17 protein-coding genes and 1 pseudogene are annotated in these 23,198 nt (G+C 63.4%); 10 read left to right on the top strand and 8 right to left on the bottom strand.

All coding sequences use genetic code 11. From position 1 onward, the window contains the following. Positions 1 to 8: 8 nt before the first annotated feature. Positions 9 to 827, bottom strand: a pseudogene (locus ACFY9W_RS26130) (PAS domain-containing protein); the annotation flags it as partial. A gap of 95 nt (positions 828 to 922) precedes the next feature. Then, positions 923 to 1,942 (bottom strand): substrate-binding domain-containing protein, encoded by a 1,020-nt coding sequence (locus tag ACFY9W_RS26135; RefSeq protein ID WP_391136819.1) that lies wholly within the window; start codon positions 1,940 to 1,942, stop codon positions 923 to 925. Between the two features lie 207 nt (positions 1,943 to 2,149). Between ACFY9W_RS26135 and ACFY9W_RS26140 the strand changes: the two genes are divergently transcribed. The 3 genes from ACFY9W_RS26140 to ACFY9W_RS26150 all read left to right on the top strand — a co-directional run bounded on the left by ACFY9W_RS26140 (position 2,150) and on the right by ACFY9W_RS26150 (position 4,532). Further along, a complete protein-coding gene (locus ACFY9W_RS26140) occupies positions 2,150 to 2,689 on the top strand; it encodes a gluconokinase, GntK/IdnK-type (RefSeq protein WP_391136822.1) in 540 nt (179 codons plus the stop codon). 112 nt (positions 2,690 to 2,801) lie between these two features. Next, positions 2,802 to 4,154, top strand: coding sequence for a GntP family permease (locus ACFY9W_RS26145; RefSeq protein ID WP_028698893.1), 1,353 nt, complete (start codon positions 2,802 to 2,804; stop codon positions 4,152 to 4,154). A gap of 84 nt (positions 4,155 to 4,238) precedes the next feature. Continuing rightward, positions 4,239 to 4,532 (top strand): hypothetical protein, encoded by a 294-nt coding sequence (locus ACFY9W_RS26150; RefSeq protein WP_391136825.1) that lies wholly within the window; start codon positions 4,239 to 4,241, stop codon positions 4,530 to 4,532. A gap of 149 nt (positions 4,533 to 4,681) precedes the next feature. Here the strand turns inward: ACFY9W_RS26150 and ACFY9W_RS26155 are convergent, their stop codons facing one another. The 4 genes from ACFY9W_RS26155 to ACFY9W_RS26170 form a co-directional block, all read right to left on the bottom strand. Continuing rightward, positions 4,682 to 6,109, bottom strand: coding sequence for a sigma 54-interacting transcriptional regulator (locus tag ACFY9W_RS26155; protein WP_391136828.1), 1,428 nt, complete (start codon positions 6,107 to 6,109; stop codon positions 4,682 to 4,684). Continuing rightward, positions 6,078 to 7,571, bottom strand: a complete 1,494-nt coding sequence (locus tag ACFY9W_RS26160) for an ATP-binding protein (RefSeq protein WP_391136831.1) — start codon at positions 7,569 to 7,571, stop codon at positions 6,078 to 6,080. Before ACFY9W_RS26160 ends, ACFY9W_RS26155 begins: the two co-directional genes overlap by 32 nt. Positions 7,572 to 7,859: 288 nt before the next feature. Continuing rightward, a complete protein-coding gene (locus ACFY9W_RS26165; RefSeq protein ID WP_391136834.1) occupies positions 7,860 to 9,320 on the bottom strand; it encodes an ATP-binding protein in 1,461 nt (486 codons plus the stop codon). A 236-nt stretch (positions 9,321 to 9,556) separates the two neighbouring features. Continuing rightward, the gene (locus tag ACFY9W_RS26170) at positions 9,557 to 10,150 is read right to left on the bottom strand and encodes a transglycosylase SLT domain-containing protein (protein ID WP_391136837.1); all 594 of its coding nucleotides are present in this window, start codon (positions 10,148 to 10,150) and stop codon (positions 9,557 to 9,559) included. Between the two features lie 185 nt (positions 10,151 to 10,335). Here ACFY9W_RS26170 and gspG point away from each other — a divergent pair, with 185 nt between their 5' ends. Both gspG and ACFY9W_RS26180 read left to right on the top strand, forming a co-directional pair. After that, entirely contained in the window at positions 10,336 to 10,761 is a 426-nt protein-coding gene (gene gspG, locus ACFY9W_RS26175; RefSeq protein WP_391136840.1) for a type II secretion system major pseudopilin GspG, read from the top strand. A gap of 11 nt (positions 10,762 to 10,772) precedes the next feature. Then, positions 10,773 to 11,963, top strand: a complete 1,191-nt coding sequence (locus ACFY9W_RS26180; protein ID WP_391136843.1) for a type II secretion system F family protein — start codon at positions 10,773 to 10,775, stop codon at positions 11,961 to 11,963. Here the strand turns inward: ACFY9W_RS26180 and ACFY9W_RS26185 are convergent. Together ACFY9W_RS26185 and ACFY9W_RS26190 are read right to left on the bottom strand one after the other, a co-directional pair. After that, positions 11,957 to 13,264 (bottom strand): NtaA/DmoA family FMN-dependent monooxygenase, encoded by a 1,308-nt coding sequence (locus tag ACFY9W_RS26185; protein WP_391136846.1) that lies wholly within the window; start codon positions 13,262 to 13,264, stop codon positions 11,957 to 11,959. The two genes, ACFY9W_RS26180 and ACFY9W_RS26185, sit on opposite strands and share 7 nt — an antisense overlap. 139 nt (positions 13,265 to 13,403) lie before the next feature. Then, on the bottom strand, positions 13,404 to 14,339 hold the full coding sequence (locus ACFY9W_RS26190) for an aliphatic sulfonate ABC transporter substrate-binding protein (protein WP_391136849.1): 936 nt from the start codon (positions 14,337 to 14,339) through the stop codon (positions 13,404 to 13,406). Between the two features lie 300 nt (positions 14,340 to 14,639). Here ACFY9W_RS26190 and ACFY9W_RS26195 point away from each other — a divergent pair, with 300 nt between their 5' ends. From ACFY9W_RS26195 to ACFY9W_RS26215, 5 genes are all read left to right on the top strand, one after another. Continuing rightward, the gene (locus ACFY9W_RS26195) at positions 14,640 to 15,248 is read left to right on the top strand and encodes a cysteine dioxygenase (protein WP_391136852.1); all 609 of its coding nucleotides are present in this window, start codon (positions 14,640 to 14,642) and stop codon (positions 15,246 to 15,248) included. Next, entirely contained in the window at positions 15,245 to 16,831 is a 1,587-nt protein-coding gene (locus tag ACFY9W_RS26200; protein ID WP_391136855.1) for a rhodanese-like domain-containing protein, read from the top strand. The genes ACFY9W_RS26195 and ACFY9W_RS26200 overlap by 4 nt, the downstream gene beginning before the upstream one ends. A gap of 346 nt (positions 16,832 to 17,177) precedes the next feature. Further along, positions 17,178 to 18,419 (top strand): multidrug efflux RND transporter periplasmic adaptor subunit MexE, encoded by a 1,242-nt coding sequence (gene mexE / locus ACFY9W_RS26205; RefSeq protein WP_391136858.1) that lies wholly within the window; start codon positions 17,178 to 17,180, stop codon positions 18,417 to 18,419. A gap of 12 nt (positions 18,420 to 18,431) precedes the next feature. Further along, on the top strand, positions 18,432 to 21,611 hold the full coding sequence (locus ACFY9W_RS26210; protein WP_391136861.1) for a multidrug efflux RND transporter permease subunit: 3,180 nt from the start codon (positions 18,432 to 18,434) through the stop codon (positions 21,609 to 21,611). Beyond that, entirely contained in the window at positions 21,608 to 23,023 is a 1,416-nt protein-coding gene (locus ACFY9W_RS26215) for an efflux transporter outer membrane subunit (RefSeq protein WP_012272150.1), read from the top strand. The genes ACFY9W_RS26210 and ACFY9W_RS26215 overlap by 4 nt, the downstream gene beginning before the upstream one ends. Positions 23,024 to 23,198: the final 175 nt, after the last annotated feature.

A 23,198-nucleotide genomic window follows, 5' to 3' on the forward strand; every position in this document is an offset into this window, starting at 1 on the left:
TGGGTGCAGACCTGGCGGGTAATGTCGCTGGCGAATTTCACCACCTTGTGCAAACGGCCCTTGCTGTCGAAGATGGGGTTGTAGGAAGCCTCCAGATAGACCATCTGGCCCTGCTTGTTGATGCGCTCGAAACGGTGCGAGTGGTATTCGCCGCGATTGAGCGACGCCCAGAACTCACGGTACTCGGCCGACTCACGCTCATGCGCCAGGCAGAACAAGCCATGATGGCGGCCAACGACCTCTTCCAGGCGATAACCCATGGTATCGAGGAAGTTCTGGTTGGCCTTGATCACCCGGCCTTGCGGGGTGAACTCGATAACCGCCATGGAGCGGCCGATGGCCTTGAGCAGGCTCTCGCTCTCATGCTCCTGCATCACCCGCTGGCTGATGTCGGAGGCCACCTTGATCACGCTGGTGACCTGGCGCTGCTCGTCCAGCACCGGCATGTAGCTGGCCTCCAACCAGACCTCGCGGCCGGTTTTGTCGAGGCGTTCGAACGTACCGCTGATGGCTTTGCCCTGGCCCAGTTCGCGCCACAGTTGTTGATACTCGGCACTTTGCGCGTAACCCGGTTCGCAGAACATCCGATGGTGCTTGCCACGCAGTTCGTCAGCGCTATAACCCATGGCCTGGCAGAAACGCTCATTGGCATCGAGGATGGTGCCATCCGGGGTGAACTCGATCATCGCCATCGAACGGCTGATCGCTGCCATTTTGGCTTGTGTGCTGGCCAGAGCTTGGTGACTACGCTGGATTTCTACCAAATCGGCCTTGCGATGGAAGTCGAACATGACGCCGGGCTCCTTTATGCGCGGTGTCCTGAGCATAGATCGCCGTTGGCGCCGTGCAAGCACAGTGCTATCACTTTGGGATTACTACATTTTCATGAACCCGAACTGTCACTGCATGCGCAGCCTTGTGCTCAGGAACTTTCCCGCACCATCAATTCAAACCCCAGGTCTTGCTGCGCGTTCGGCACCCGCTTGCCATCAAGCAATGCCAACAACGCTTGCGCTGCCCCACGCCCGACTGCGGCCCGTGGCGTGCGAATCGAGGTCAGCCGCGGCACCATGTGCGCCGAAGCCGGCAAGTCGTTGAAACCGACCATCGCCACCTGCCGGGGCACTTCCACCCCTTGGCGCAACGCCTGCAGCACCGCGCCCTGGGCAAGGTCGTCGTTGCAGAAGAAGATGCCGTCGACATCTGGCGCCTGTTGCAACAACTGGCTGAACAGTGCGCTGCCCAAGGCGATGGACGACGGCTCTGGCGTCAGCACCTCCAGTTCGGTGGCCTGCATGCCTGCCTCGGCCAGCGCCTGGCGGAAGCCTTCGGCGCGCTGCATCACCCGTGGGTCAAGCTGCGCGGCAATGAACGCCAGGCGCTTGCGCCCGCGCTCGATCAGGTGCCGGGCAGCAGCGCGCCCGGCCTGCTGCTGCGAAAAACCGACGGACAGTGCCCCAGCCTCGCCATTGAGTTCCATCATGTGTACACAAGGCACACCACTGGCGGCCAGCATCTGCCGCGCCGCATCGCTGCGCTCGAAACCGGTCAACAGCATGCCGCAAGGCTGGTAGGCCAGGTAATTGCGAATCAGGTTTTCTTCTTCGGCGAGGTCGTAGTGATAGTTGCCGATCAACACTTCCAGCCCACGCGGGCGCATGACCTCGTGAATGGCTTCCAGGGTGTCGATGAACAACTGGTTGGACAGCGACGGTATCAACACCACCACCGACTGGCTGCGGGCCGAGGCCAGGGCGCGGGCGGCCGGGTTGGCCACGTAGCCCAGGCTCGCCGCCGCAGCGACCACCTTTTCGACCAGCTCCGGCGCAACCGTGCTGACCCCGCGCAAGGCACGCGAAGCAGTGATCGGGGAAACCCCGGAAAGCCTGGCAACTTCTGCCAGGGTGGGACGACCTGTAGTACGGGAGCCGGTGCGGGACATGGATGTTGTAATTTTACTACTTGCAAGGATGGGGAACGGCCACTAAGGTAGCGCTGTCTCAGGACGCAGGCAATGTAATCTTTGGTAGCAGCCAGCACGCGCTCGCTATCAAGCGTCCATACTGCGTAAGGACAAGACCAATAACACCGGGGAGGTGGCTGTTCGTCGGCGACGAGACAGCGCTATCTCACCCCGCAGGAGGTACTGATGAATTCTCCCCTGTCCGCGATCGTGGTGATGGGCGTGGCTGGTTGCGGCAAAAGCTGCATCGGCGCCGCCATCGCTGCCAGAAGCGGCGGCCGCCTGATCGAAGGCGACGCGTTTCACCCTGCCGAAAACATCCGCAAGATGAGCGCTGGCATTGCGCTGGACGACGGCGACCGTGCCGGCTGGCTGGTACGCCTCGGCGAAGAGCTGCAGGCCACCACCCAGGCTGGGGAGCGCCCGATCCTGACCTGTTCGGCACTCAAGCGCCGCTACCGCGACACCCTGCGCGATGCCATGCCTGGGCTGGTGTTCGTGTTCCTTGAGCTTTCGCCCGCCGAGGCAGAAAAGCGCGTGCGGGCCCGGCCCGGGCACTTCATGCCGGCCAGCCTGATCGACAGCCAGTTCGCGGCCCTGGAGTCGCCAACCGGCGAGCCACTGACCCTGCCACTGGACGCCACCCTGCCCGTGGATGTACTGGCCGAAGCGGTAGACCGCTGGCTAAAGCGCTGCGGTGAGCCGGGCCTGGCGCAAACCGCCTGACCCCGGCGGCTTTTCCGGCTCACCCAAGACAGCGCTACCCCGACCCGCAAACGCGGGCAAAAGTTCCAAAAAGCTACGCCCAAAACAACGATAAGACCGAGGCCTTCAAACCATGTTCGGACTGGCTACTGATACCTTCCTGCTGCTCGACGCGCTGGTTACCATCGTCGGGCTGATCCTGCTGATCACCCACTTCAAAGTGCACCCCTTCGTCGCCCTCACCCTCGCGGCCGGCTTCCTGGGCCTGACCTCCGGCATGCCGGTGGCCAAGGTCATGAAATCGTTCCAGGACGGTTTTGGTGGCGTGCTTGGTTTCGTCGGCATCGTGCTGGCCCTGGGCACCATGCTCGGCAAACTGATGGCCGACTCCGGGGGGGCCGACCAGATCGCACAAACCCTCATTCGCGCCTTCGGCAAGAAGAACGTGCACTGGGCCATGATGTTCGCCGCCTTCCTGGTGGGCATCCCGCTGTTCTTCGAAATCGGCTTTGTGCTGCTGATTCCGCTGGTGTTCATTGTCGCCCGGCGCTCCGGCGTTTCGCTGGTCAAGATCGGCATACCCCTGCTGGCCGGTCTTTCCGTGGTTCATGGCCTGGTGCCACCGCACCCGGGCCCGCTGCTGGCAATCGGCATCTTCCATGCCGACATCGGCAAGACCATCTTCTACGGCCTGATCGTGGCCCTGCCCACCGCGATCATCGCCGGCCCGCTGTTCGGTAACTTCATTTCCCGCTATATCCCGGGCAACCCGTCCCAGGAACTGATGGACCAGATCGCCAAGGAGTCCGACCAAGGCAACCTGCCAAGCTTCAGCATCACCCTGATCACCGTGCTGCTGCCTGTAGCGCTGATGCTGCTGAAAACCTTCGCCGACGTGGTGCTGCCGGCCGAACACATCGTGCGCCAGTGGATGGACCTGATCGGCCACCCCATCACCGCCCTGCTCGCGGCCCTGTTGCTGGCGTTCTATACCTTTGGTTCGGCCCGCGGCTTCAACCGCCAGCAAATCATGAAGATGCTTGACCAGAGCCTGGCCCCCACCGCCGCCATCGTGCTTATCGTGGGTGCCGGCGGCGGCTTCAAGCAGATGCTGGTGGACACCGGTGTGGGCAACGTGATCGGCCAGATGGCCGTGCAGGCAGAGATCTCGCCCATCATGCTGGCCTGGCTGGTGGCGGCGGTGATCCGCATCGCCACCGGCTCCGCCACGGTCGCCACCATTACCGGTGCAGGCATTGTCGCCCCGGTCATCGACCTGGTGCCGGGGGTGAACCGCGAGCTGCTGGTGCTGGCCACCGGTGCCGGCTCGTTGATCCTGTCGCATGTGAACGACGCCGGCTTCTGGCTGGTGAAGCAGTACTTCAACATGACCGTGGCGGAAACCTTCAAGACCTGGAGCATGATGGAGACCATTCTGTCAGTGGTCGGCATCATCTTCATCATGCTGCTGTCGCTGGTGGTGTAACCGTTGATCGGGGTGATGGCACCTTGAGCTTTCGGGTGGGGCCAAACGCAAGTACGCGCCCTACCCGACGCAAAGGAGCCTGCCATGACCCGACCAAGCATCTTGCTGATTGCCCTGCTCACCTCGCCGCTGGCCCTCGCAGTCGGCACCGGCCCCACCTACCCTGACGACCCGCACAACCCGGCACCAAGGCCGGGTGTGGACAGCACGCTCAACCCGATCGAAAAGCCCATGCCACGGGATACAGATACGCGCTTGCCGGGTGATGAGCCGCAAAGCCCGCCGGCCAGGCAGGAGGATGAGCGTGATTTGCCGGGGATGGGAGGCAGTGAGGGGCAGCGAACTGACGGCCAGGCAGGCAGCGACAATCAGCGCTGAGCGAGCATCGAAATGTCTATCGCAGCCCCTGTGGGAGCGGGCGCGCCCGCGAAGAATCCAACGCGGTGGATGGCACCGGCTGCGCCGGTGTTCGCGGGCATGCCCGCTCCCACAGGGAACACCATTCAGCTCACGATCGGTAGTAACGCCTACCACTGGCGTTTGTCGGGCCGGGTCAGCCCCAGCTTCTCGATGCGGTACCGCAGCATGTCCCGCGACAACCCCAGCATCCGCGCCGACTTGGTCACATTCCAGTCCGTACGGTCCAGGGTTTTGCACACCAGGTCGCGCTCCATGTCCGGCAAGCTGGTACCCGGTTCCGGTTCATGCCGCGGCATTTCATATACAGTCGCCGAGGGCTGAGCCACCAGCGGCTCGTCCACCAACGTCATGCACAGGTTCAGCTGATGCGCCTGCACCACCTCGTTCGGGGCCAGCAGCACGGTCTGCTCCAGCATGTTGCGCAGTTCACGCACATTGCCCGGCCAGCTGTAACCCAGCATCAGGCTCTCGGCCTCGGCAGAAAAACGCAGGTTCGGCTTGCCATAGCGCCGGCCATGGTGGGCCAGGAAATGCCGTGCCAACAGCAACACATCCTGCCCACGCGCATACAGGCGCGGTACTTTCAGGGCAATGATGCGCAGGCGGAAGAACAGGTCGCGGCGGAACTTGCCCTGCTGCACCATCTGCTCCAGGTTGCAGTTGGTGGCACTGATCACTCGCAGGTCGACCTTGCGCTCCTTCACCGCGCCTATGCGGCGGATGCTGCGGTCTTCCAGCAGCTTGAGCAACTTGGCCTGCAGCACCAGGTCCATCTCGCCGATCTCGTCGAGGAACAAGGTACCGCCATCGGCCGCCTCCACCAGGCCCACCCGGCGCTCCTTGGCATCGGTAAAGGCGCCCTTCTCATGGCCGAACAGCTCAGCCTCCAGCAGGTTGGCGGGTATCGAGGCGCAGTTGAACTCGATGAACGGCCCCTTGCTGCGCAAACCGTCAAAATGCAGGGCGCGGGCCACCAGCTCCTTGCCGGTGCCGGTCTCGCCCTCGACCAGTACCGGTGGCAGGTCGTCGCTGGCCATGCGCCGTTCGGCATCCAGCACCTGGCGCAGGGTGTGCTTGAGGGTGAGCATCGCCGGCGACTCGCCGATCAATGCCTGCAACCCGGACTTCTGCGCCTCGCGCTCCTGGTAGAACGACAACGTACGCTCCATGCGCTCGGCAGCCAGGGCCTTGTCCAGGGTCAACTTGAGCTCGGCCAGCACCACCGGCTTGGTCAGGTAATGAAAGGCGCCCTCCTTCATGGCCTGCACGGCATCCTCGACGTTGCCGTAGCCGGTCATCATGATCACTTTCAAGTCCGGCGCCTGCGCCACCAGGGTACGCAGCAGGTCATGCCCGCTCATGCCCGGCAACGAGTTGTCGGTCAGCACCGCGTCAGGCTGGGCCCGCTTGATCTGTTCCAGCGCCAATTCTGCACTGTGGCACACGCTGACCTCATAACCCTTGAGGCTGAGGTAGGTGCGAATGTTGTCGGCAAGGATTTCATCATCCTCGACTACCAGGATGCTCTGCTCCATGGTCCCCTCCCGCTGCGATGTTGAATGTAAGGCTGACGCGGGTTCCTTCCTCTTCACGGCTGCTCAAACTGACCGAGCCGCCAAAACGTTCCATGATGCGTTTGACCAGAACCAGGCCTACGCCAAGGCCGCCCTGCTTGGTGGTGTAGAACGGCTTGAACACCATCCGCTCCTGCTGCTGGCTCATGCCTTTGCCTGTGTCGGTGAGCACGAACTCGGCACGATGGCCTTCGCGCACATTCACCTGGGCAGTCAGCATGCCGCCTGCGGGCATGGCCTCCAGGGCATTGGAGAACAGGCTGTTGAGAATCTGTGTGAGCTGCAGCGGCTGGCTGGCCACCCACTGCACATCGGGCCCCTCGAAATGGAAGCGCACACCACTGCGTTCGATCTGCTGGACGAAGGCCAGGTGGGTGTCCTCGATGGCCGCCACCAGGTCCACGGCCTCGGCCTCGTCGCTGGCCGGGCGCAATGACACCAGCAAGTCGCGCACCCAGCGCGACATGCGGTCCACCTGGCTGATGATGTCGGTGATGTTCTTCTGCGCCGCAGGGTTGGCAATTTCCTGGGCCAGCTCGGCGCTGGAGCGGATGTTGGCTAACGGGTTGCGCAGGCTGTGCGCCACTGCCGACGACATCTCGCCCAGCGCCACGTAGGTTTCACTGGCCACCAGGCGGTCCTGCTGCAGGTGCAGCATCTGCGCTGCCCGGCGCACGATCCAGAACAGCCCGAAGTAGATCAGTGCGCCACCCACCAGGGTCGAGGCCCAGATCAGCACATAGCCGCGCTGGATACGCCGTATCAGGTCCTGCGGCTCCTTGTAGATTTCTACCATGGCCATTACCTGTTCGCCTTGGCTGTCGAACAGCGGAATGTAGTTTTCAATGAACAGGTAGCGCGGTTCACGCAGGAACTTCTGCTCTTCACGGTCTTCGGCGGCCTTGTGGTAGCTGGCCGACACCGCCTTGCGCGAGCGGAAGGCGCGGTCCAGGTCGCCGTCGGCTTCTATTCGCTTGCCGATCAGCTCGACGTTGGTGGACCAGACGATGGTGCGATCGCGAGCATAGACATTGGCCAGCAAGGTGTCTGGCAGGTGCTCGACATGGTCGAGGAACTCCACCCGGGTCGACTCGGCCAACGCTGGGGTGAACTGCAAATGCTGCAAGTCCAGGCGCGGGTCCAGCAACTCGCCCATGGTGGTGCCAGGCGGCAACTGTGAATGGCGGACCTCGGCCTGGGCCATGGCCTGGATGAATTGCGCGGTCAGCATGGCATCGCGCTGCACGCTGTCGCGTACCACGAAGCGCGTTGACACATAACCCAGCCCACCCGCCACTGCGGTGATGATCAGCAGGCTTATAACCGAAAACCAGCGCAGCAGGTTGAACTCGCGCAATGGCACGGCCAGACCGCTGGGGGTCGCACCGGGCTTTTCGCGAACTTCGTCTTCCAGCATCTGCATCGCGTGATTCCCGCACAGGCCGTCCGTTCGGTGATGCCTCAAGGCCAACAGCAGCAGCCCATTGATAGCACCCCGCCTGGGCAGCCGAAGCTGCCTTTTGTCGCGTGTTGCGCTCTGCAAATCACCAAGCAAGAACCTGACCACAAAACGATAAATAGTTATTTTTCAATTAGTTAAAACAAATTATTAATCCAGCTTGTAGGGAAAACCCCCACACTTGGGTAATTTTCACCCAAAAACAAGTAAATACATCTAAATCAACGGATTACAAGCATTTATTAATACCAATTATGAGGTCTTGACCAAGCGGAAACACAACGACACCCGCGTACCATGGCCCTCTGTGCTACTGAGCCGGACCGAGCCGCCGAAGCGCTCCATGATGCGTTTCACCAGCACCAACCCCACCCCCAACCCACCCTGTTTGGTGGTGAAGAACGGCCGAAAAGCCATGCGCTGCTGCGCTTCGTTCATGCCTTTGCCATTGTCGGAAAGGCGCAGCGTCAGGTTTCGTCGGTCCTGGCGTACCACCTCGACACGCAGCCGTCCGCCCTGCTCCATCGATTCCAGGGCATTGGCTATCAAGCTGCTGAAAATCTGCCGCAGTAACGCCGGGTGCCCCACTACCTGTACCGCCGGTAACGGTTGCAGGTCCAGGCTGACCCCACCGCGTGCCAGCGGTACCGCGTAGGCTTGCAGGCTTTCTTGCAGGGCCTGCGGCAAGTCCACCGCCACCGCCTCATCGTTGAGCGGCCGCAACGACTGCAGCATCTGGCGGATCCACTGCGACATGCGGTCGACCTGGCCGATGATGTCGTTGACATTGCGCTGCGCCGGGCCTTCGTCAAACGCCTGGGCCAGCTCGGCACTGGAGCGGATGCTGGCCAGCGGGTTGCGCAGGCTGTGAGCCACCGCCGATGACACCTCGCCCAACGCCACATAGGTTTCGTTGTTGATCAGCCGCTTCTGCTGCACCGCCAGCAACCGCGCAGCGCGGTGCATGATGCCGTACAGGCCTACGTACACCAGCGCGGCGCCGACGGTGATCGCCAGCCAGATCAGGATCAGGCCATGCTCGATGCGCACGATCAGGTCATGGGGTTCCTTGTAGATCTCGACCATTGCCGTAACCTGCTCGCCATCGGCATCGAACAGCGGAATGTAGTTTTCGATGAACAACTGCTCGGGCGGGGTAACGAACTTCTGCTCGGAACGGGCCTGTTCGAAGTTGTGGTAGCTGGCCGAGACCCGCATCTTGTACTCGAAAGCCCGGTCCAGGTCGTCATCGCCCTCGATCAGCTTGCCGATCAGCGCCGGGTTGCTGGACCAGATCACCGTGCGGTCCGGGGCATAGATGTTGGCCAGCAGCATGTCTGGCAAGTGGGCGATATGGTCAAGGAACTCACCACGCGCCTTGCGCCGGGCATCCGGGTCGACATCGGGCAAGTTGCTGCGATCGGTGCGCGGGTCAAGCAGTTCGCCCATGGTACGCACATTGGGGATCGACACATGGCGTACTTCGGCATCGGCGATGGAGGTGATGAATTGCGCGGTGAGCAAGGCATCGCGCTCCACGCTCTCATCGATGATGAAACGACTGGAAATCAGCCCCAGCCCCGCAGCCACCGACAGGATGATGGCCAGGCTGACCCAGGCGTACCAGCGTAACAGGTTGAACGGCTTGCGCGGGGCAGCCAGCTCGTTACCGGCAGGCACTTCGATGGCGTCGGAACGAGGGGCGATGTCCATGGCGGACTCCACATCTGGGCACCTTCAAAAGGTTATAGCCCAGAGTTGGGGAAACCATAGTGCTAAATTAATGGCATCCGCCGAAGGGTAATTTCTGAGCCACATGCGCTCGCTGTGGGAGCGGGCAAGCCCGCGAACACCGGCGCAGCCGGTGCCATCCATCGCGTCGCCTGCTTCGCGGGCTTGCCCGCTCCCACAGGGATCGCGCCAACTTCAAGATTCTGTGCAAGAGGGTTCTAGAAAGGCGAATCATCTGCCAACCCCTGCAATTTGCGGTATTCGCGCAGCACCGCAGGCACGTAGCGCCGGGTCTCGGCAAACGGCGGCACCGCGCCGCGCCGCATGACGGCATCCGGCCCTGCATTGTAAGCCGCCACCGCCAGGGTGATGTCGTTATCGAACAGGGTGAGCATGCGTTTCAGGTAACGTGCCCCGCCCTGCACGTTGTCTTCCGGGTCCAGGCGGTCTTCAACGCCCATCTCGCGGGCGGTATCGGGCATCAGTTGCATCAACCCCACCGCGCCTGCCGGCGAACGGGCCTTGGGGTTGTAGCCGGATTCAGCCTTGATCAGCGCATGCAACAACGCCGGGGGTACGTTATGGATGCGTGCCGCCGTGGCAACCACTTCGGCATAGGGGCGGCCCGTGATCATCTGTGCATTGGCCGGGCCGGCCTGGGCCAGCGGCTCGTTGATCACCTTTTCATAGTGGCGCCCGGGTCGGTGGACGTTGGTCAGTACGTAGCCGCCCTTGGCATCGATGGAAATGTACACATCGGCCTGGGCAGTTCCTGCCGCCAGCCATATCAAGCCAAGGATGAGTCCACGCATGTCGGCCGCCTCTTCGTCGTGGCCCCCGATGTGGGGGAAATGCCCCGGAAAACCCGAGGGTTTTGACCACGACGCAAGCACTGTGCCGCTTCCGGTGCCGCATGGCGCAAGGCCCCGAGGCAGACGTGCACGGCTGTTGCATGGTGCCTGTCAACGCATGTCCCCATGGCGTGGAGGGCTTCACCATGCAGCGCAGAACCAACCCGCAACTTGGCTTCACCCTGCTCGAACTCCTGGTGGTACTGGTGGTACTCGGCCTGTTGGCCGGCATCGTCGCGCCCAAGTACTTCAGCCAGCTCGGCCGCTCCGAGGCCAAGGTGGCACGGGCGCAGATTGAAGGCTTGAGCAAGGCCCTGGATTTGTACCGGCTGGAAGTCGGCCACTACCCCAACAGTGAGCAAGGCCTGCAAGCCCTGGTTGTCGCCCCCAGTGGCGAGCCACGCTGGACCGGCCCCTACCTGCAGAAGGCGGTGCCGCAGGACCCGTGGGGCCGCCCGTACATCTACCGGCAACCCGGCGAAAACGGCGGTGAATACGACCTGCTGTCGATGGGCAAGGACGGCCAGCCCGGTGGTGACGGGGAAAACGCCGAAGTCACCAGTTGGCAGTAAGGAGAGCAGCCATGCGTTACAGCCTAAAGGCCCTGGGCAGACAGGGCGTGGTGCAGTTGCAGATCGACGCCGAGGACGCCGACCACGCTCGCCGCCAGGCCGAGGACCAAGGCCTGCGCGTGCTCAGCCTGCGCGGCAATGGCAGCGCCCTGCGCGGCATGGCCTGGCGCCGTGAGGCGGTGTTTGACCTGGTGCTGTTCAGCCAGGAGCTGTCGACCCTGCTCAATGCTGGCCTGCCGTTGATCGATGCACTGGAAAGCCTGGCAGAAAAGGCCCCCGCATCCGCCACCCGCAAGGTGCTGGCCGAGCTGGTGCGCCAGCTGTACGAAGGCCGTTCGCTGTCACAGGCACTGGGCCAGCAACCCCGGGTTTTCCCGCCGCTGTATGTGGCGCTGGTGCAGTCCAGCGAACGCACTGGTGCGCTGGGCGACGCCCTGGCCCGCTACATCAGTTACCGCCAGCGCCTGGACCTGGTACGGCAGAAACTGGTGGGGGCCTCGGTCTACCCGTTGCTGCTGTTGCTGGTGGGGGGTGGCGTGGTGCTGTTCCTGCTCGGCTATGTGGTGCCGCGTTTCAGCCAGGTATTCGAGGGCATGGGCACCGAGCTGCCTTGGCTGTCACGCATGCTCATGCAGATCGGCCTGTTCCTGCACGCCCAGCAACTGCCGCTGGCGCTGGGCACGGCCGGTGGCGTCACGGCGCTGTGGCTGCTGCGCCGCGATCCCCGCGTACGGCGCTGGGCCTCGTGCCAGTTGCGCCGCCTGCCGGCGCTGCACCAACGCTTGATGATGTACGAGCTGGCACGTTTCTATCGCTCGCTGGGCATCCTGCTGCAAGGCGGCATTCCCATCCTCACCGCCATGGGCATGGCTCGCGGCCTGCTTGGCAGCGCAGCGGCCCAAGGCCTGGAACAGGCCAGCCAGCGGGTGGGCGAAGGGCTGCCGCTATCCGATGCACTCGAGGTGGGGCACCTGGTCACGCCGGTGTCGCTGCGCCTGCTGCGGGCCGGCGAACAGTCCGGCAACCTGGGCGAGATGCTGGAGCGCTGCGCCGACTTCCATGATCAGGAAATCGGCCGCTGGGTAGAATGGTTCGTCAAGCTGTTCGAACCGCTGCTGATGACCTTTATCGGCCTGCTGATCGGCCTGATCGTCATCCTGATGTACATGCCGATCTTCGAACTGGCTTCAAGCATTCACTGAATCGCCAAGCCCAGGCTTTCGCGCAACGTGGTGCCTTCATAGGCTGTGCGGTATACCCCACGCGCCTGCAGCAGCGGCACCACCTCCTGGGTAAACCGGCGGAACTGCCCGGGGTGGCCGATGTAGATGTTGAAGCCGTCCAGCGCCCGCGCCTCGAACCATTCGGCCATTTTTGCCGCGACCGTTTCGGCCGAGCCGACGAAGGCGCCCGGGCGTAGCTTGCGCCCGAACTCCACCGTCTGGCGCAGGCTCAAGCCCTGCTCCCGGGCTTGGTCGGCAATGCGCTTGGCGTTGGTGAAGAAGCTGCTGCGGGCATGCTCCAGGCTTTCCTGGGGGAACGGTGCATCGAGGTCGTACTGGCTGAAGTCGTGCCAGCCGAAGTTGCGGCCGAACTCCTTGAGCGCCAGTTCGAAGCTGTGGTCCTGCTGGTGGTAATGGCGCTCGATCTCACGGGCGTGTTCGTCAGTATCACCCACATAAATTTCGGCCCCGGGCAACACCAGCAGTTGCTCCGGGTCGCGCCCCAGCCGCTCGGCGCGCGCTTTCACATCGCGGTAGAACGCCTGGCCCTGCTCGATGCTGGCAGCGTGGGTGAAGATCACATCCGCGGTGGCTGCGCCAAGCTCACGCCCCTGCTGCGAGTCACCGGCCTGGAAGATGACCGGCTGGCCCTGTGGCGAGCGCTGGATGTTCAGCGGCCCTACCACCGAGAAGTGCTCGCCCTTGTGGTTCAAGGCATGCATCCGGCCTGGGTCAAGGAATTGCCCGGTGGCACGATTGCGCGGGAACGCGCCAGCCTCATAGGACTGCCACAGGCCCTGCACCACCGCCACGTGCTCCTGGGCACGGGCATAACGGGTGTCGTAGTCATAGTGCTCGTCACGGCCATAGTTGCCGGCGGTGCCAGCGTCGCCGCTGGTGACCACGTTCCAGCCGGCGCGGCCCTTGCTGATCAGGTCGAGCGAGGCCAGGCGGCGGGCAACGTTGAAGGGTTCGTTGTAGGACGTGGTCAGGGTGCCAACCAGGCCGATATGGCGCGTGGTTACGGCCAGTGCCGAGAGCAGGGTCAGCGGCTCCAGGCGGTTGAGGTAATGCGATGGCGAGCCGGGGGTGATGTATTGGCTGTCGACAATGAATATAAGGTCGAACAACGCGGCCTCGGCCTGGCGGGCGATATCAATGTACCAGTCGATGTTGACGCTGGCATCGGCGGGCAGCTCCGGATCGAGCCACAGGTTGTGCCGGCCCGGGCCGCCACAGCCCATGGTCAGGGCGCCGAGTTTGATCTTGCGGGTGGTCATGGTCATTCCTCAAAAAGGCTGTTGTCTGTACCGGCCTCTTCGCGGGCTTGCCCGCTCCCACAGGTACCGCAGAGCGCTTGAGCATTGCGCAACGCCTGTGGGAGCGGGCTTGCCCGCGAAGAGGCCGGTACAGGGGAACTTAATGCTCGAATGCCACCGAGAACGAGGTATCGAACAGGCTCGCCGCCGGGTAGGCCTTGATCAGCCCCAACCCGGCAAAGAAGTCCACGGTCTTCTGCGCATCCACGATCACCTGCGGGTTCAGCGGTGCCAGATCGGTACGCGCCCTGGCAAACCAGGCACGGGCAATGTCAGCATCGGCACGGGTGCGCTTGGCCCACGCGTCGGCATAGGCCGCGGTATGGGCCGGGTCGCTCAGGGTCCAGTCGCGGGCTTTTTTCAGGCGCTGCAGAAAATCACTGATCTGCGCCCGTTTGGCCTCCACCGCCTTGGCATTGGCCACCACGAAACTCTGTGCCGGGATCAACCCTTCAGCCGTGGCCAGCACCCGTGCCCCTTGGCGCTCCTGCTGGGTGACATAGGGCTCCCAGGTGGCAATCACATCGACCGAACCACCGTCCAGCGCATGAGAGGCGTCCAGCGCACTGAGGTAACGCAGCTCCAGCGCATCACGTGGCACGGCGGCCTTGTCCAGCGCGCTGAACAGCAACTGTTGGCTCCACGAGCCCTTCCAGATCGCTGCACGTTTGCCGCGCAGGTCTTCGAGGCTGTGAATGTTCGAGTCCTTGCGTGCCAGGATGGCCACGCCGTCCAGGTTCTGCCGGCTGACCGCAATCACCTTGATCGGCGCACCCAGAGCGCCCAGGAACAAAGGCGGCGCATCGCCCAGCAGGCCGATGTCCAGGCTGCCCACGTTCAGCGCCTCGGCTACCGGCGAGCCGGCCGTAAATTGCTTCCATTCCAGGGTGTATGGCAGGTCATCGAGCACGCCGGCTGCTTCCATCACGGCACGGGCATTGAAGCTCTGGTCGCCGACCACCAAGGTTTGTGCGGCAGCAGCCAGGCTGAGAGAGCTGGCCAGCACACCGGCGGCCAATTGCTTGAGGTATCGCACGTTCGTCTCCACGTACCGTAACGGGTACATCAGGCCGATCCGCGCGTGCGGTCTCGTGAAAATGGGAATGGCATATTCACTTTGAATATAACCAACGGTCTGCTTATAAGTTATCGATTAAGAACAGCGCCGTGAAATTCGTTTTGGGCATAACCTAATGCTTTGACCGCTGCTTATTTCAAATCAGATCAGCTCATCTGTAAATGCATTGTTTGCATATTAGCTTATTCATATTTTTACTTTTGAGAATATTTTGCGCATTTGCTAGGGTTAAGCCAAACCGTCAGCCGAGCCTGAACCATGAGCCAACCCCTGCGCCTTGAGCGCCTACGCCATTTCATCGACGCCCTTTCACAGCTGGTGGACCAGCAAGCCGACGAAGCCACCCTGCTCGACCATGGCCAGGGCCTGCTGCGCAGCCTGGTCGCCCATGACGACTGGCTGCCCGAGGCACTGGCACAGCCAGACCCGGCCCGTTACCAGCAGTACCTGTTGCACTGCGATTCGCGCCAGCGCTTTTCCATCGTCAGCTTCGTCTGGGGGCCTGGCCAGCAAACGCCCATCCACGACCATCGGGTGTGGGGCCTGATCGGCATGCTGCGCGGCGCCGAATACTCGCAAGGCTTTGCCCGCAGCGAACACGGGGCATTCCTGCCAGCAGGCGCGCCAGTGCGGTTGGACCCGGGCCAGGTAGAAGCCGTGTCGCCACGCATCGGCGATGTGCACCAGGTCAGCAACGCTTTCGACGACCGGGTATCGATCAGCATCCATGTGTATGGCGCCAACATCGGCGCCGTCAGCCGTGCGGTGTACCTGCCCGACGGCAGCGAAAAACCGTTCATTTCCGGCTATTCCAACAGCCTTCTGCCCAACATCTGGGACCTGTCCAAAGAGAACCCTGCCCAATGAGTACCGTTGCCGCCCGCTCCTACCAAGACATTCGCCAGGCCCTGTTGGCCCACGAAGAACTGGCGCTGATCGATGTGCGCGAGGAAGACCCGTTCGCCCAGGAGCACCCCCTGTTTGCCGCCAACATCCCGTTGTCGAAGCTGGAACTTGAGATCTACGCCCGCGTACCCCGGCGTGATACCGCCATCACCGTGTATGACGACGGTGAAGGCCTGGCAGCCCAGGCCGCCGCCCGCCTGCTGGCGCTCGGCTACAGCGATGTCGCACTGCTTGAAGGCGGCCTGCAAGGCTGGCGCGCTGCCGGTGGCGAGCTGTTCCGTGACGTGAACGTGCCGAGCAAATCCTTTGGTGAGCTGGTGGAAAGCGTGCGCCACACGCCGTCACTGGCGGCTGAACAGGTGCAAGCGCTGTTGGATGCCAAGGCCGATGTGGTAGTACTCGACGCCCGCCGCTTCGACGAATACCAGACCATGAGCATCCCGGGAGGCATCAGCGTGCCGGGTGCCGAGCTGGTGTTGCGGGTTGCCGAACTGGCGCCCAACCCCGCCACCCGCGTCATCGTCAACTGCGCCGGCCGCACCCGTAGCATCATCGGCACCCAATCGCTGGTGAACGCTGGCATCCCCAACCCCGTGGCCGCCCTGCGCAACGGCACCATCGGCTGGACCCTGGCCGGGCAAACGCTGGCCCACGGCCAGGAACGCCGCTTTGCCGAGGTAAGCGACAACACCCGCACCGATGCCGCGCAACGTGCGCGCAGCGTAGCCGACCGCGCTGGGGTACTGCGCCTGGGGCAGGAAACGCTGGCCGCCTGGCAGGCCGACACCCGCCGTACCACGTACCTGTTCGACGTACGTACACCAGAGGAATATGCCCTTGGCCACCTGCCGGCCAGCCGCAGCGTGCCGGGTGGGCAACTGGTGCAGGAAACCGACCATGTCGCCAGCGTGCGCGGGGCACGCATCGTGCTGGTGGATGACGACGGCGTACGCGCCAACATGAGCGCTTCGTGGCTAGCCCAGATGGGCTGGCAGGTGGCGGTACTCGACGGCGTGTCGGCAGCGGACTTCAGCGAGACAGGCGAGTGGCAGGCACCGCAACCGGCGCTGCCCGCAGTCACTGAGATCGGCGTAGAGCAACTGGATGACTGGCTGCGGGCACCAGGCACCGTGCTGCTGGACTTCACCAGCAGTGCCAACTACGTGAAGCGGCATATTCCCGGCGCTCACTGGGTGATCCGTGCGCAGTTGCCGCAAGCGCTGGAACGCCTGCCGGTGGCCGAGCGCTATGTACTGACCTGCGGCAGCAGCCTGCTGGCGCGCTTTGCGGCGCTAGACTTGCAGGCGCTCACACAAACCCCGGTGTACGTACTGGATGGCGGCACCGCGCGCTGGATTGCGGCAGGCAAACCGTTGGAGAGTGGCGAAACCCGCTTGGCCGTGGCGCGTACCGACCGTTATCGCCGGCCCTATGAAGGGACGGATAACCCGCGTGAAGCCATGCAGGGGTATCTGGCTTGGGAGTTCGGGCTGATTGCCCAGCTGGAGCGGGATGGGACCCATGGGTTCAGCGTATTGAGCTGAAACCGCCGGGGCCGCGTTGCGGCCCTATCGCGACGCAAGGCCGCTCCCACAAGGGTCTGCGCAGGCCGGTAGATTGATGCAAGAACGTTGATCGCTGAGGTATTGCACTGGGCTTGAAGCCGGTGCGGTCGCTGTGTGAGCGGCCTTGTGTCGCGATAGGGCCGCAACGCGGCCCCAGGGCTTTAGAGAGCGCCAAAAACTTGCGGCCAAGACCGCCATGCCCAAAATCGATGATTGATCCGCACATATCATTCAGCGTGATAATAACCTTCGCCCCGTTCGATTCGTGCCTCACGCGCAACACACTCACACTCCGCCCACTACTAATACATTGGCGGAGTTCTCCATGGAACAATCACTCAAACCCTTGCGCTTCCCCCTCGCTGCCCTGGCAGTGGTGGTGATCAGCGCTTGCGGTCGAACCCCCGACGCCGTGCAGGCTCCCGCCGCGCCAAAGGTCAGCGTGGCCAAGGTGATCGAGCAACCGATCAACGAATGGGACGAGTTCACCGGCCGCCTCGAAGCCCCGGAAACCGTCGAAATCCGCCCACGGGTTTCCGGCCAGATCGACCAGGTGGCCTTCACCGAAGGCGCCCAGGTCAAGAAAGGCGACCTGTTGTTCCAGATCGACCCGCGCCCGTTCCAGGCTGAAGTCCGCCGCCTCGAAGCCCAACTGCAACAGGCCAAGGCCACCGCCATTCGCAGCGCCAACGAAGCCCGCCGTGGCGAACGCCTGCGTGACAGCAACGCCATTTCCGCCGAGTTGGCCGAATCGCGCAGCAGCGCCGCTGCCGAAGCCCGTGCCGGCGTTGATGCAATCCAGGCCCAGCTCGACCTGGCGCGCCTGAACCTCAGCTTCACCCGTGTCACCGCGCCTATCAGCGGCCGTGTCAGCCGTGCCCAGTTCACCGCCGGCAACATCGTCAGCGCCGATGTCACCCCGCTGACCAGCGTGGTGTCCACCGACAAGGTCTACGCCTACTTCGATGCCGACGAGCGCGTGTACCTCAAGTACACCCAGCTGGCCCGCGAAGGCCAGCGTGGCCAGAGCACCCCGGTGTACCTGGGCCTGACCAGCGAAACCGGCAACCCGCACCTGGGCCAGATGAACTTCGTCGACAACCAGGTCAACCCGCGCACCGGCACCATCCGCGGCCGCGCCGTGTTCGACAACAGCGACGGCCAGTTCACCCCTGGCCTGTATGCACGCCTGAAGCTGGTGGGCAGCGCCCAGTACGACGCCGTACTGATCAACGACGAAGCCGTGGGCACCGACCTTGGCAAGAAGTTCGTGCTGGTCATGGACAAGGACAACAAGGCCGCCTACCGCGCCGTGGAGCTGGGGCCGAAGCTGGAAGGCCTGCGCATCGTGCGCAGCGGCCTGGGCAAGGATGACCGCATCGTGGTCAAGGGCCTGCAGCGTGTACGCCCTGGTTCGCCAGTCACCCCTATCGATACCCAGATGGCCAGCGAACAGACCCTCGCCGCCCTCGCCCAGCAGCGCCAGGCCCTGGAGGCCAGCAACCCGGCGCCGAAGGTGGCGGGCAACAACGTGAAAGTCGCCAGCGCCCAGGCGCCACGCGGTTAAGGGACCACACCGATGAACTTCTCGAAATTCTTCATTACCCGGCCGATCTTCGCCGCCGTGTTGTCGCTGGTGCTGCTGATTGCGGGCTCGATCTCGCTGTTCCAGTTGCCGATCAGCGAATACCCCGAAGTAGTGCCGCCCACCGTGGTGGTGCGCGCCAACTTCCCCGGCGCCAACCCCAAGGTCATCGGCGAAACCGTCGCCGCGCCGCTGGAGCAGGCCATTACCGGTGTGGAGAACATGCTGTACATGTCCTCCCAGTCCACCGCTGACGGCAAGCTGACGCTGACCATTACCTTCGCCCTGGGCACCGACCTGGACAACGCCCAGGTGCAGGTGCAGAACCGCGTCACCCGTACCCAGCCCAAGCTGCCCGAGGAAGTGACGCGTATCGGTATTACCGTCGACAAGGCCTCGCCCGACCTGACCATGGTCGTGCACCTGACCTCGCCGGACAACCGCTACGACATGCTCTACCTGTCCAACTACGCCATCCTCAACATCAAGGACGAGCTGGCGCGCCTGGGCGGCGTGGGCGATGTGCAGCTGTTCGGCATGGGCGACTACTCGCTGCGCGTGTGGCTGGACCCGAACAAGACCGCCTCGCGCAACCTCACCGCCAGTGATGTAGTGGCCGCGATCCGCGAGCAGAACCGCCAGGTGGCTGCAGGCCAGCTGGGCGCCCCGCCCGCTCCCGGTTCCACCAGCTTCCAGTTGTCGATCAACACCCAGGGCCGCCTGGTCAATGAGGAAGAGTTCGAAAACATCATCATCCGTGCCGGAGCCGATGGCGAAATCACCCGCCTGAAGGACATCGCTCGGGTCGAGCTGGGCTCCAGCCAGTACGCCTTGCGCTCGCTGCTGAACAACCAGCCGGCTGTGGCCATCCCGATCTTCCAGCGCCCAGGCTCCAACGCCATCGAGATCTCCGACGAAGTACGGGCGAAAATGGCCGAGCTGAAAAAGGACTTCCCGGAGGGGATGGACTACAGCATCGTCTATGACCCGACCATCTTCGTGCGCGGTTCCATCGAAGCAGTGGTACACACCCTGTTCGAAGCACTGGTACTGGTGGTACTGGTGGTGATCCTGTTCCTGCAAACCTGGCGCGCCTCGATCATCCCGCTGCTGGCCGTGCCGGTCTCGTTGATCGGTACCTTTGCGGTGATGCACCTGTTCGGCTTCTCGCTCAATGCCTTGTCGTTGTTCGGCCTGGTGTTGGCCATCGGTATCGTGGTGGACGACGCCATCGTCGTGGTGGAAAACGTCGAGCGCAATATCGGGCTGGGCCTCAAACCGCTTGAGGCCACGCAAAAAGCCATGAGCGAAGTGACCGGGCCGATCATTGCCACGGCACTGGTACTCTGCGCGGTGTTTGTGCCAGCGGCCTTCATCTCTGGCCTTACCGGGCAGTTCTACAAGCAGTTTGCGCTGACCATCGCCATTTCCACCGTCATCTCGGCATTCAACTCGCTGACCTTGTCGCCAGCGCTGGCTGCCGTACTGTTGAAGGACCACCACGCGCCGAAGGACCGCTTCTCGCGTATCCTGGAAAAACTGCTGGGCAGCTGGCTGTTCGCCCCGTTCAACCGCTTCTTCGACCGTGCCTCCAACCGCTATGTCGGCGGCGTGCGCCGGGTCATCCGTTCCAGCGGCATCGCGCTGTTCGTGTACGCCGGCCTGATGGGCCTGACTTACCTGGGCTTCTCGTCCACCCCGACCGGTTTCGTGCCGGCTCAGGACAAGCAATACCTGGTGGCCTTCGCCCAGCTGCCTGATGCCGCCAGCCTCGACCGCACCGAGGCGGTGATCAAGCGCATGAGCGAAATCGCCCTGAAACAGCCGGGCGTTGCCGACTCGGTCGCCTTCCCCGGCCTGTCGATCAACGGGTTCACCAACAGCCCGAACAGCGGCATCGTGTTCACCCCGCTCAAGCCGTTTGATGAGCGCAAGGACCCGAGCCAGTCGGCGGCGGCCATCGCGGCGGCACTGAACGCCCAGTTTGCCGATATCCAGGACGCCTACATCGCCATCTTCCCACCGCCGCCGGTACAGGGCCTGGGCACGATTGGTGGCTTCCGCCTGCAAATCGAAGACCGTGGCAACCTGGGTTACGAAGCGTTGTACAAGGAAACCCAGAACATCATCGCCAAGAGCCACAACGTGCCGGAGCTGGCAGGCCTGTTCACCAGCTACCAGGTCAACGTGCCGCAGGTCGATGCCGCCATCGATCGTGAGAAAGCCAAGACCCACGGCGTGGCGATTACCGACATTTTCGACACCCTGCAGGTATACCTGGGCTCGCTGTACACCAACGACTTCAACCGCTTTGGCCGTACTTACCAGGTCAACGTCCAGGCCGAGCAGCAGTTCCGCCTTGATGCCGAGCAGATCGGCCAGTTGAAAGTGCGCAACAACCTGGGCGAAATGATCCCGCTGGCGACCTTCCTCAAGGTCAGCGACACCTCCGGGCCGGACCGCGTCATGCACTACAACGGCTTCATCACAGCCGAAATCAACGGCGCCGCCGCCCCGGGCTACAGCTCTGGCCAGGCGGAAGCGGCAATCGAGAAACTGCTGAAAGAGGAACTGCCCAACGGCATGACCTTCGAGTGGACCGACCTGACCTACCAGCAGATCCTCTCGGGCAATACTGCACTGCTGGTGTTCCCGCTGTGCGTACTGCTGGCGTTCCTGGTGCTTGCCGCCCAGTACGAAAGCTGGAGCCTGCCGCTGGCCGTGATCCTGATCGTGCCGATGACCCTGCTGTCGGCCATCACCGGCGTGATCGTGTCGGGTGGTGACAACAACATCTTCACCCAGATCGGCTTGATCGTACTGGTGGGCCTGGCGTGCAAGAACGCGATCCTGATCGTCGAGTTCGCCAAGGATGAGCAGGCCAAAGGCCTCGACCCGCTGGCTGCGGTACTGGAAGCCTGCCGCCTGCGTCTGCGGCCGATCCTGATGACCTCGATCGCCTTCATCATGGGTGTGGTGCCACTGGTGTTCAGCTCCGGTGCCGGTTCGGAAATGCGCCATGCCATGGGTGTGGCAGTGTTCTCGGGCATGATCGGCGTGACCGTGTTCGGCCTGTTCCTTACCCCGGTGTTCTTCTTCCTGATCCGCCGTTTTGTCGAACGCCGCCAGGCCCGCAAGGCCGAACGCGTTCACGTGTTGGAGAACCACGCATGAACCTGCTCAAACCCCTGACCCCAAGCCTGCTGGCACTGGCCCTGGCGGCCTGTGCGGTAGGCCCGGACTACCAGGCCCCGGCCACCGAACCTGCACAACTGGCCAGCGACGTGCAGGCCAAGGCTTACGACCGTAGCCGTTTCGAGAGCCTGTGGTGGAAGCAGTTCGACGACCCGGTGCTGAACCAGCTGGTGCAGGCCTCGCTCGACGGCAACCGTGATTTGCGCGTGGCCTTCGCCCGTTTGAAATCGGCCCGCTCGATCCGTGAAGACGCCGAGAACGATCAGTTCCCGGTGGTTACCAGCCGCGCCAGCAGCGACATTGGCAAGGGCCAGATTCCTGGCCAGACCACGCAGCGGGTGAACAGCGAGCGCTACGACCTGGGCCTGGACATGGCCTGGGAGCTTGACCTTTTCGGCCGCATCCAGCGCCAGATCGAGGCAAGCGAAGCCCAGGAAGCGGTAGCCGCCGCCGACCTGCAGCAGTTGCAGGTCAGCCTGATCGCCGAGCTGGTCGATGCTTACGGGCAGCTGCGCGGCGCACAATTGCGCGAAAAGATCGCGCTGGCCAACCTGAAGACCCAGCAGGAATCGCGGACCATCACCGAAACCCTGCGCGATGCTGGCGTGGGTAACGACCTGGACGTGGTGCGTGCCGATGCACGCCTGGCCGGGGTCGAGGCCACCGTGCCGCAACTCCAGGCCGAACAGGCACGAGCCCGGCACCGCATCGCCACCCTGCTCGGCCAGCGCCCTGACGCGCTCAGCGTAGACCTGTCGCCCAAGGCCCTGCCGGCTATCGCCAAGGCGTTGCCGGTGGGCGACCCGGGTGAACTGCTGCGTCGCCGCCCGGATATCCGCAGCGCCGAACGCCAACTGGCGGCAGCCACTGCCAACGTAGGCGTGGCCACGGCAGACCTGTTCCCCCGCGTCAGCCTCAGCGGCTTCCTGGGCTTCACCGCTGCGCGCGGCTCGCAGATCGGCTCCTCGGCCGCCAATGCCTGGGCACTGGGCCCAAGCATTACCTGGGCGGCCTTCGACCTGGGCAGCGTGCGCGCCCGCCTGCGTGGCGCCAAGGCCGATGCCGAAGGGGCGCTGGCCAACTACGAGCAGCAGGTTTTGCTGGCCCTGGAAGAGTCGGCCAACGCCTTTAGCGACTACGACAAGACCCAGCAGCGGCTGCTGTCGCTGATGCGCCAGAGCGACGCCAGCCGCAAGGCAGCGGAGCTGGCTTCTATTCGCTATCGCGAGGGTACGGTCGATTACCTGGTGCTGCTCGATGCCGAGCGCGAGCGGCTGAGCGCCGAAGATGCGCAGGCCCAGGGTGAGGTGGAGCTGTACCGCGGCATCGTCTCGATCTACAAGGCCCTGGGCGGCGGCTGGCAACCGGAGACCGTGGCCAGCGCACGCTGATACATCCGTTTAAACGACTCCTTTGGTTGGCTCCTCCCCCAACCGTTTGCCCCGCAGGCTCTGGTCTGCGGGGCTTTTTTATGGTTCTTCACGGAATCCCGGGAAAGACAGAAACAAGAACGCCGGTTTGATGGATGATGTTCGTGCGAGCAAACACATCAACAAACCGGCGTTC

This window comes from Pseudomonas sp. NPDC008258, from assembly GCF_042956345.1.
Classification (GTDB): domain Bacteria; phylum Pseudomonadota; class Gammaproteobacteria; order Pseudomonadales; family Pseudomonadaceae; genus Aquipseudomonas.

What these genes read in the sequence shown, in the direction of transcription:
- ACFY9W_RS26200 (WP_391136855.1), top strand. Translation starts at nt 15,245, where the DNA reads ATGAGTACCGTTGCCGCCCGCTCCTACCAAGACATTCGCCAGGCCCTG.
- ACFY9W_RS26155 (WP_391136828.1), bottom strand. Translation starts at nt 6,109, where the DNA reads ATGGAGCAGAGCATCCTGGTAGTCGAGGATGATGAAATCCTTGCCGAC.
- ACFY9W_RS26180 (WP_391136843.1), top strand. Translation starts at nt 10,773, where the DNA reads ATGCGTTACAGCCTAAAGGCCCTGGGCAGACAGGGCGTGGTGCAGTTG.
- ACFY9W_RS26185 (WP_391136846.1), bottom strand. Translation starts at nt 13,264, where the DNA reads ATGACCACCCGCAAGATCAAACTCGGCGCCCTGACCATGGGCTGTGGC.
- mexE (WP_391136858.1), top strand. Translation starts at nt 17,178, where the DNA reads ATGGAACAATCACTCAAACCCTTGCGCTTCCCCCTCGCTGCCCTGGCA.
- ACFY9W_RS26170 (WP_391136837.1), bottom strand. Translation starts at nt 10,150, where the DNA reads ATGCGTGGACTCATCCTTGGCTTGATATGGCTGGCGGCAGGAACTGCC.
- ACFY9W_RS26140 (WP_391136822.1), top strand. Translation starts at nt 2,150, where the DNA reads ATGAATTCTCCCCTGTCCGCGATCGTGGTGATGGGCGTGGCTGGTTGC.
- ACFY9W_RS26145 (WP_028698893.1), top strand. Translation starts at nt 2,802, where the DNA reads ATGTTCGGACTGGCTACTGATACCTTCCTGCTGCTCGACGCGCTGGTT.
- ACFY9W_RS26135 (WP_391136819.1), bottom strand. Translation starts at nt 1,942, where the DNA reads ATGTCCCGCACCGGCTCCCGTACTACAGGTCGTCCCACCCTGGCAGAA.
- gspG (WP_391136840.1), top strand. Translation starts at nt 10,336, where the DNA reads ATGCAGCGCAGAACCAACCCGCAACTTGGCTTCACCCTGCTCGAACTC.
- ACFY9W_RS26195 (WP_391136852.1), top strand. Translation starts at nt 14,640, where the DNA reads ATGAGCCAACCCCTGCGCCTTGAGCGCCTACGCCATTTCATCGACGCC.
- ACFY9W_RS26215 (WP_012272150.1), top strand. Translation starts at nt 21,608, where the DNA reads ATGAACCTGCTCAAACCCCTGACCCCAAGCCTGCTGGCACTGGCCCTG.
- ACFY9W_RS26160 (WP_391136831.1), bottom strand. Translation starts at nt 7,571, where the DNA reads ATGCAGATGCTGGAAGACGAAGTTCGCGAAAAGCCCGGTGCGACCCCC.
- ACFY9W_RS26150 (WP_391136825.1), top strand. Translation starts at nt 4,239, where the DNA reads ATGACCCGACCAAGCATCTTGCTGATTGCCCTGCTCACCTCGCCGCTG.
- ACFY9W_RS26210 (WP_391136861.1), top strand. Translation starts at nt 18,432, where the DNA reads ATGAACTTCTCGAAATTCTTCATTACCCGGCCGATCTTCGCCGCCGTG.
- ACFY9W_RS26165 (WP_391136834.1), bottom strand. Translation starts at nt 9,320, where the DNA reads ATGGACATCGCCCCTCGTTCCGACGCCATCGAAGTGCCTGCCGGTAAC.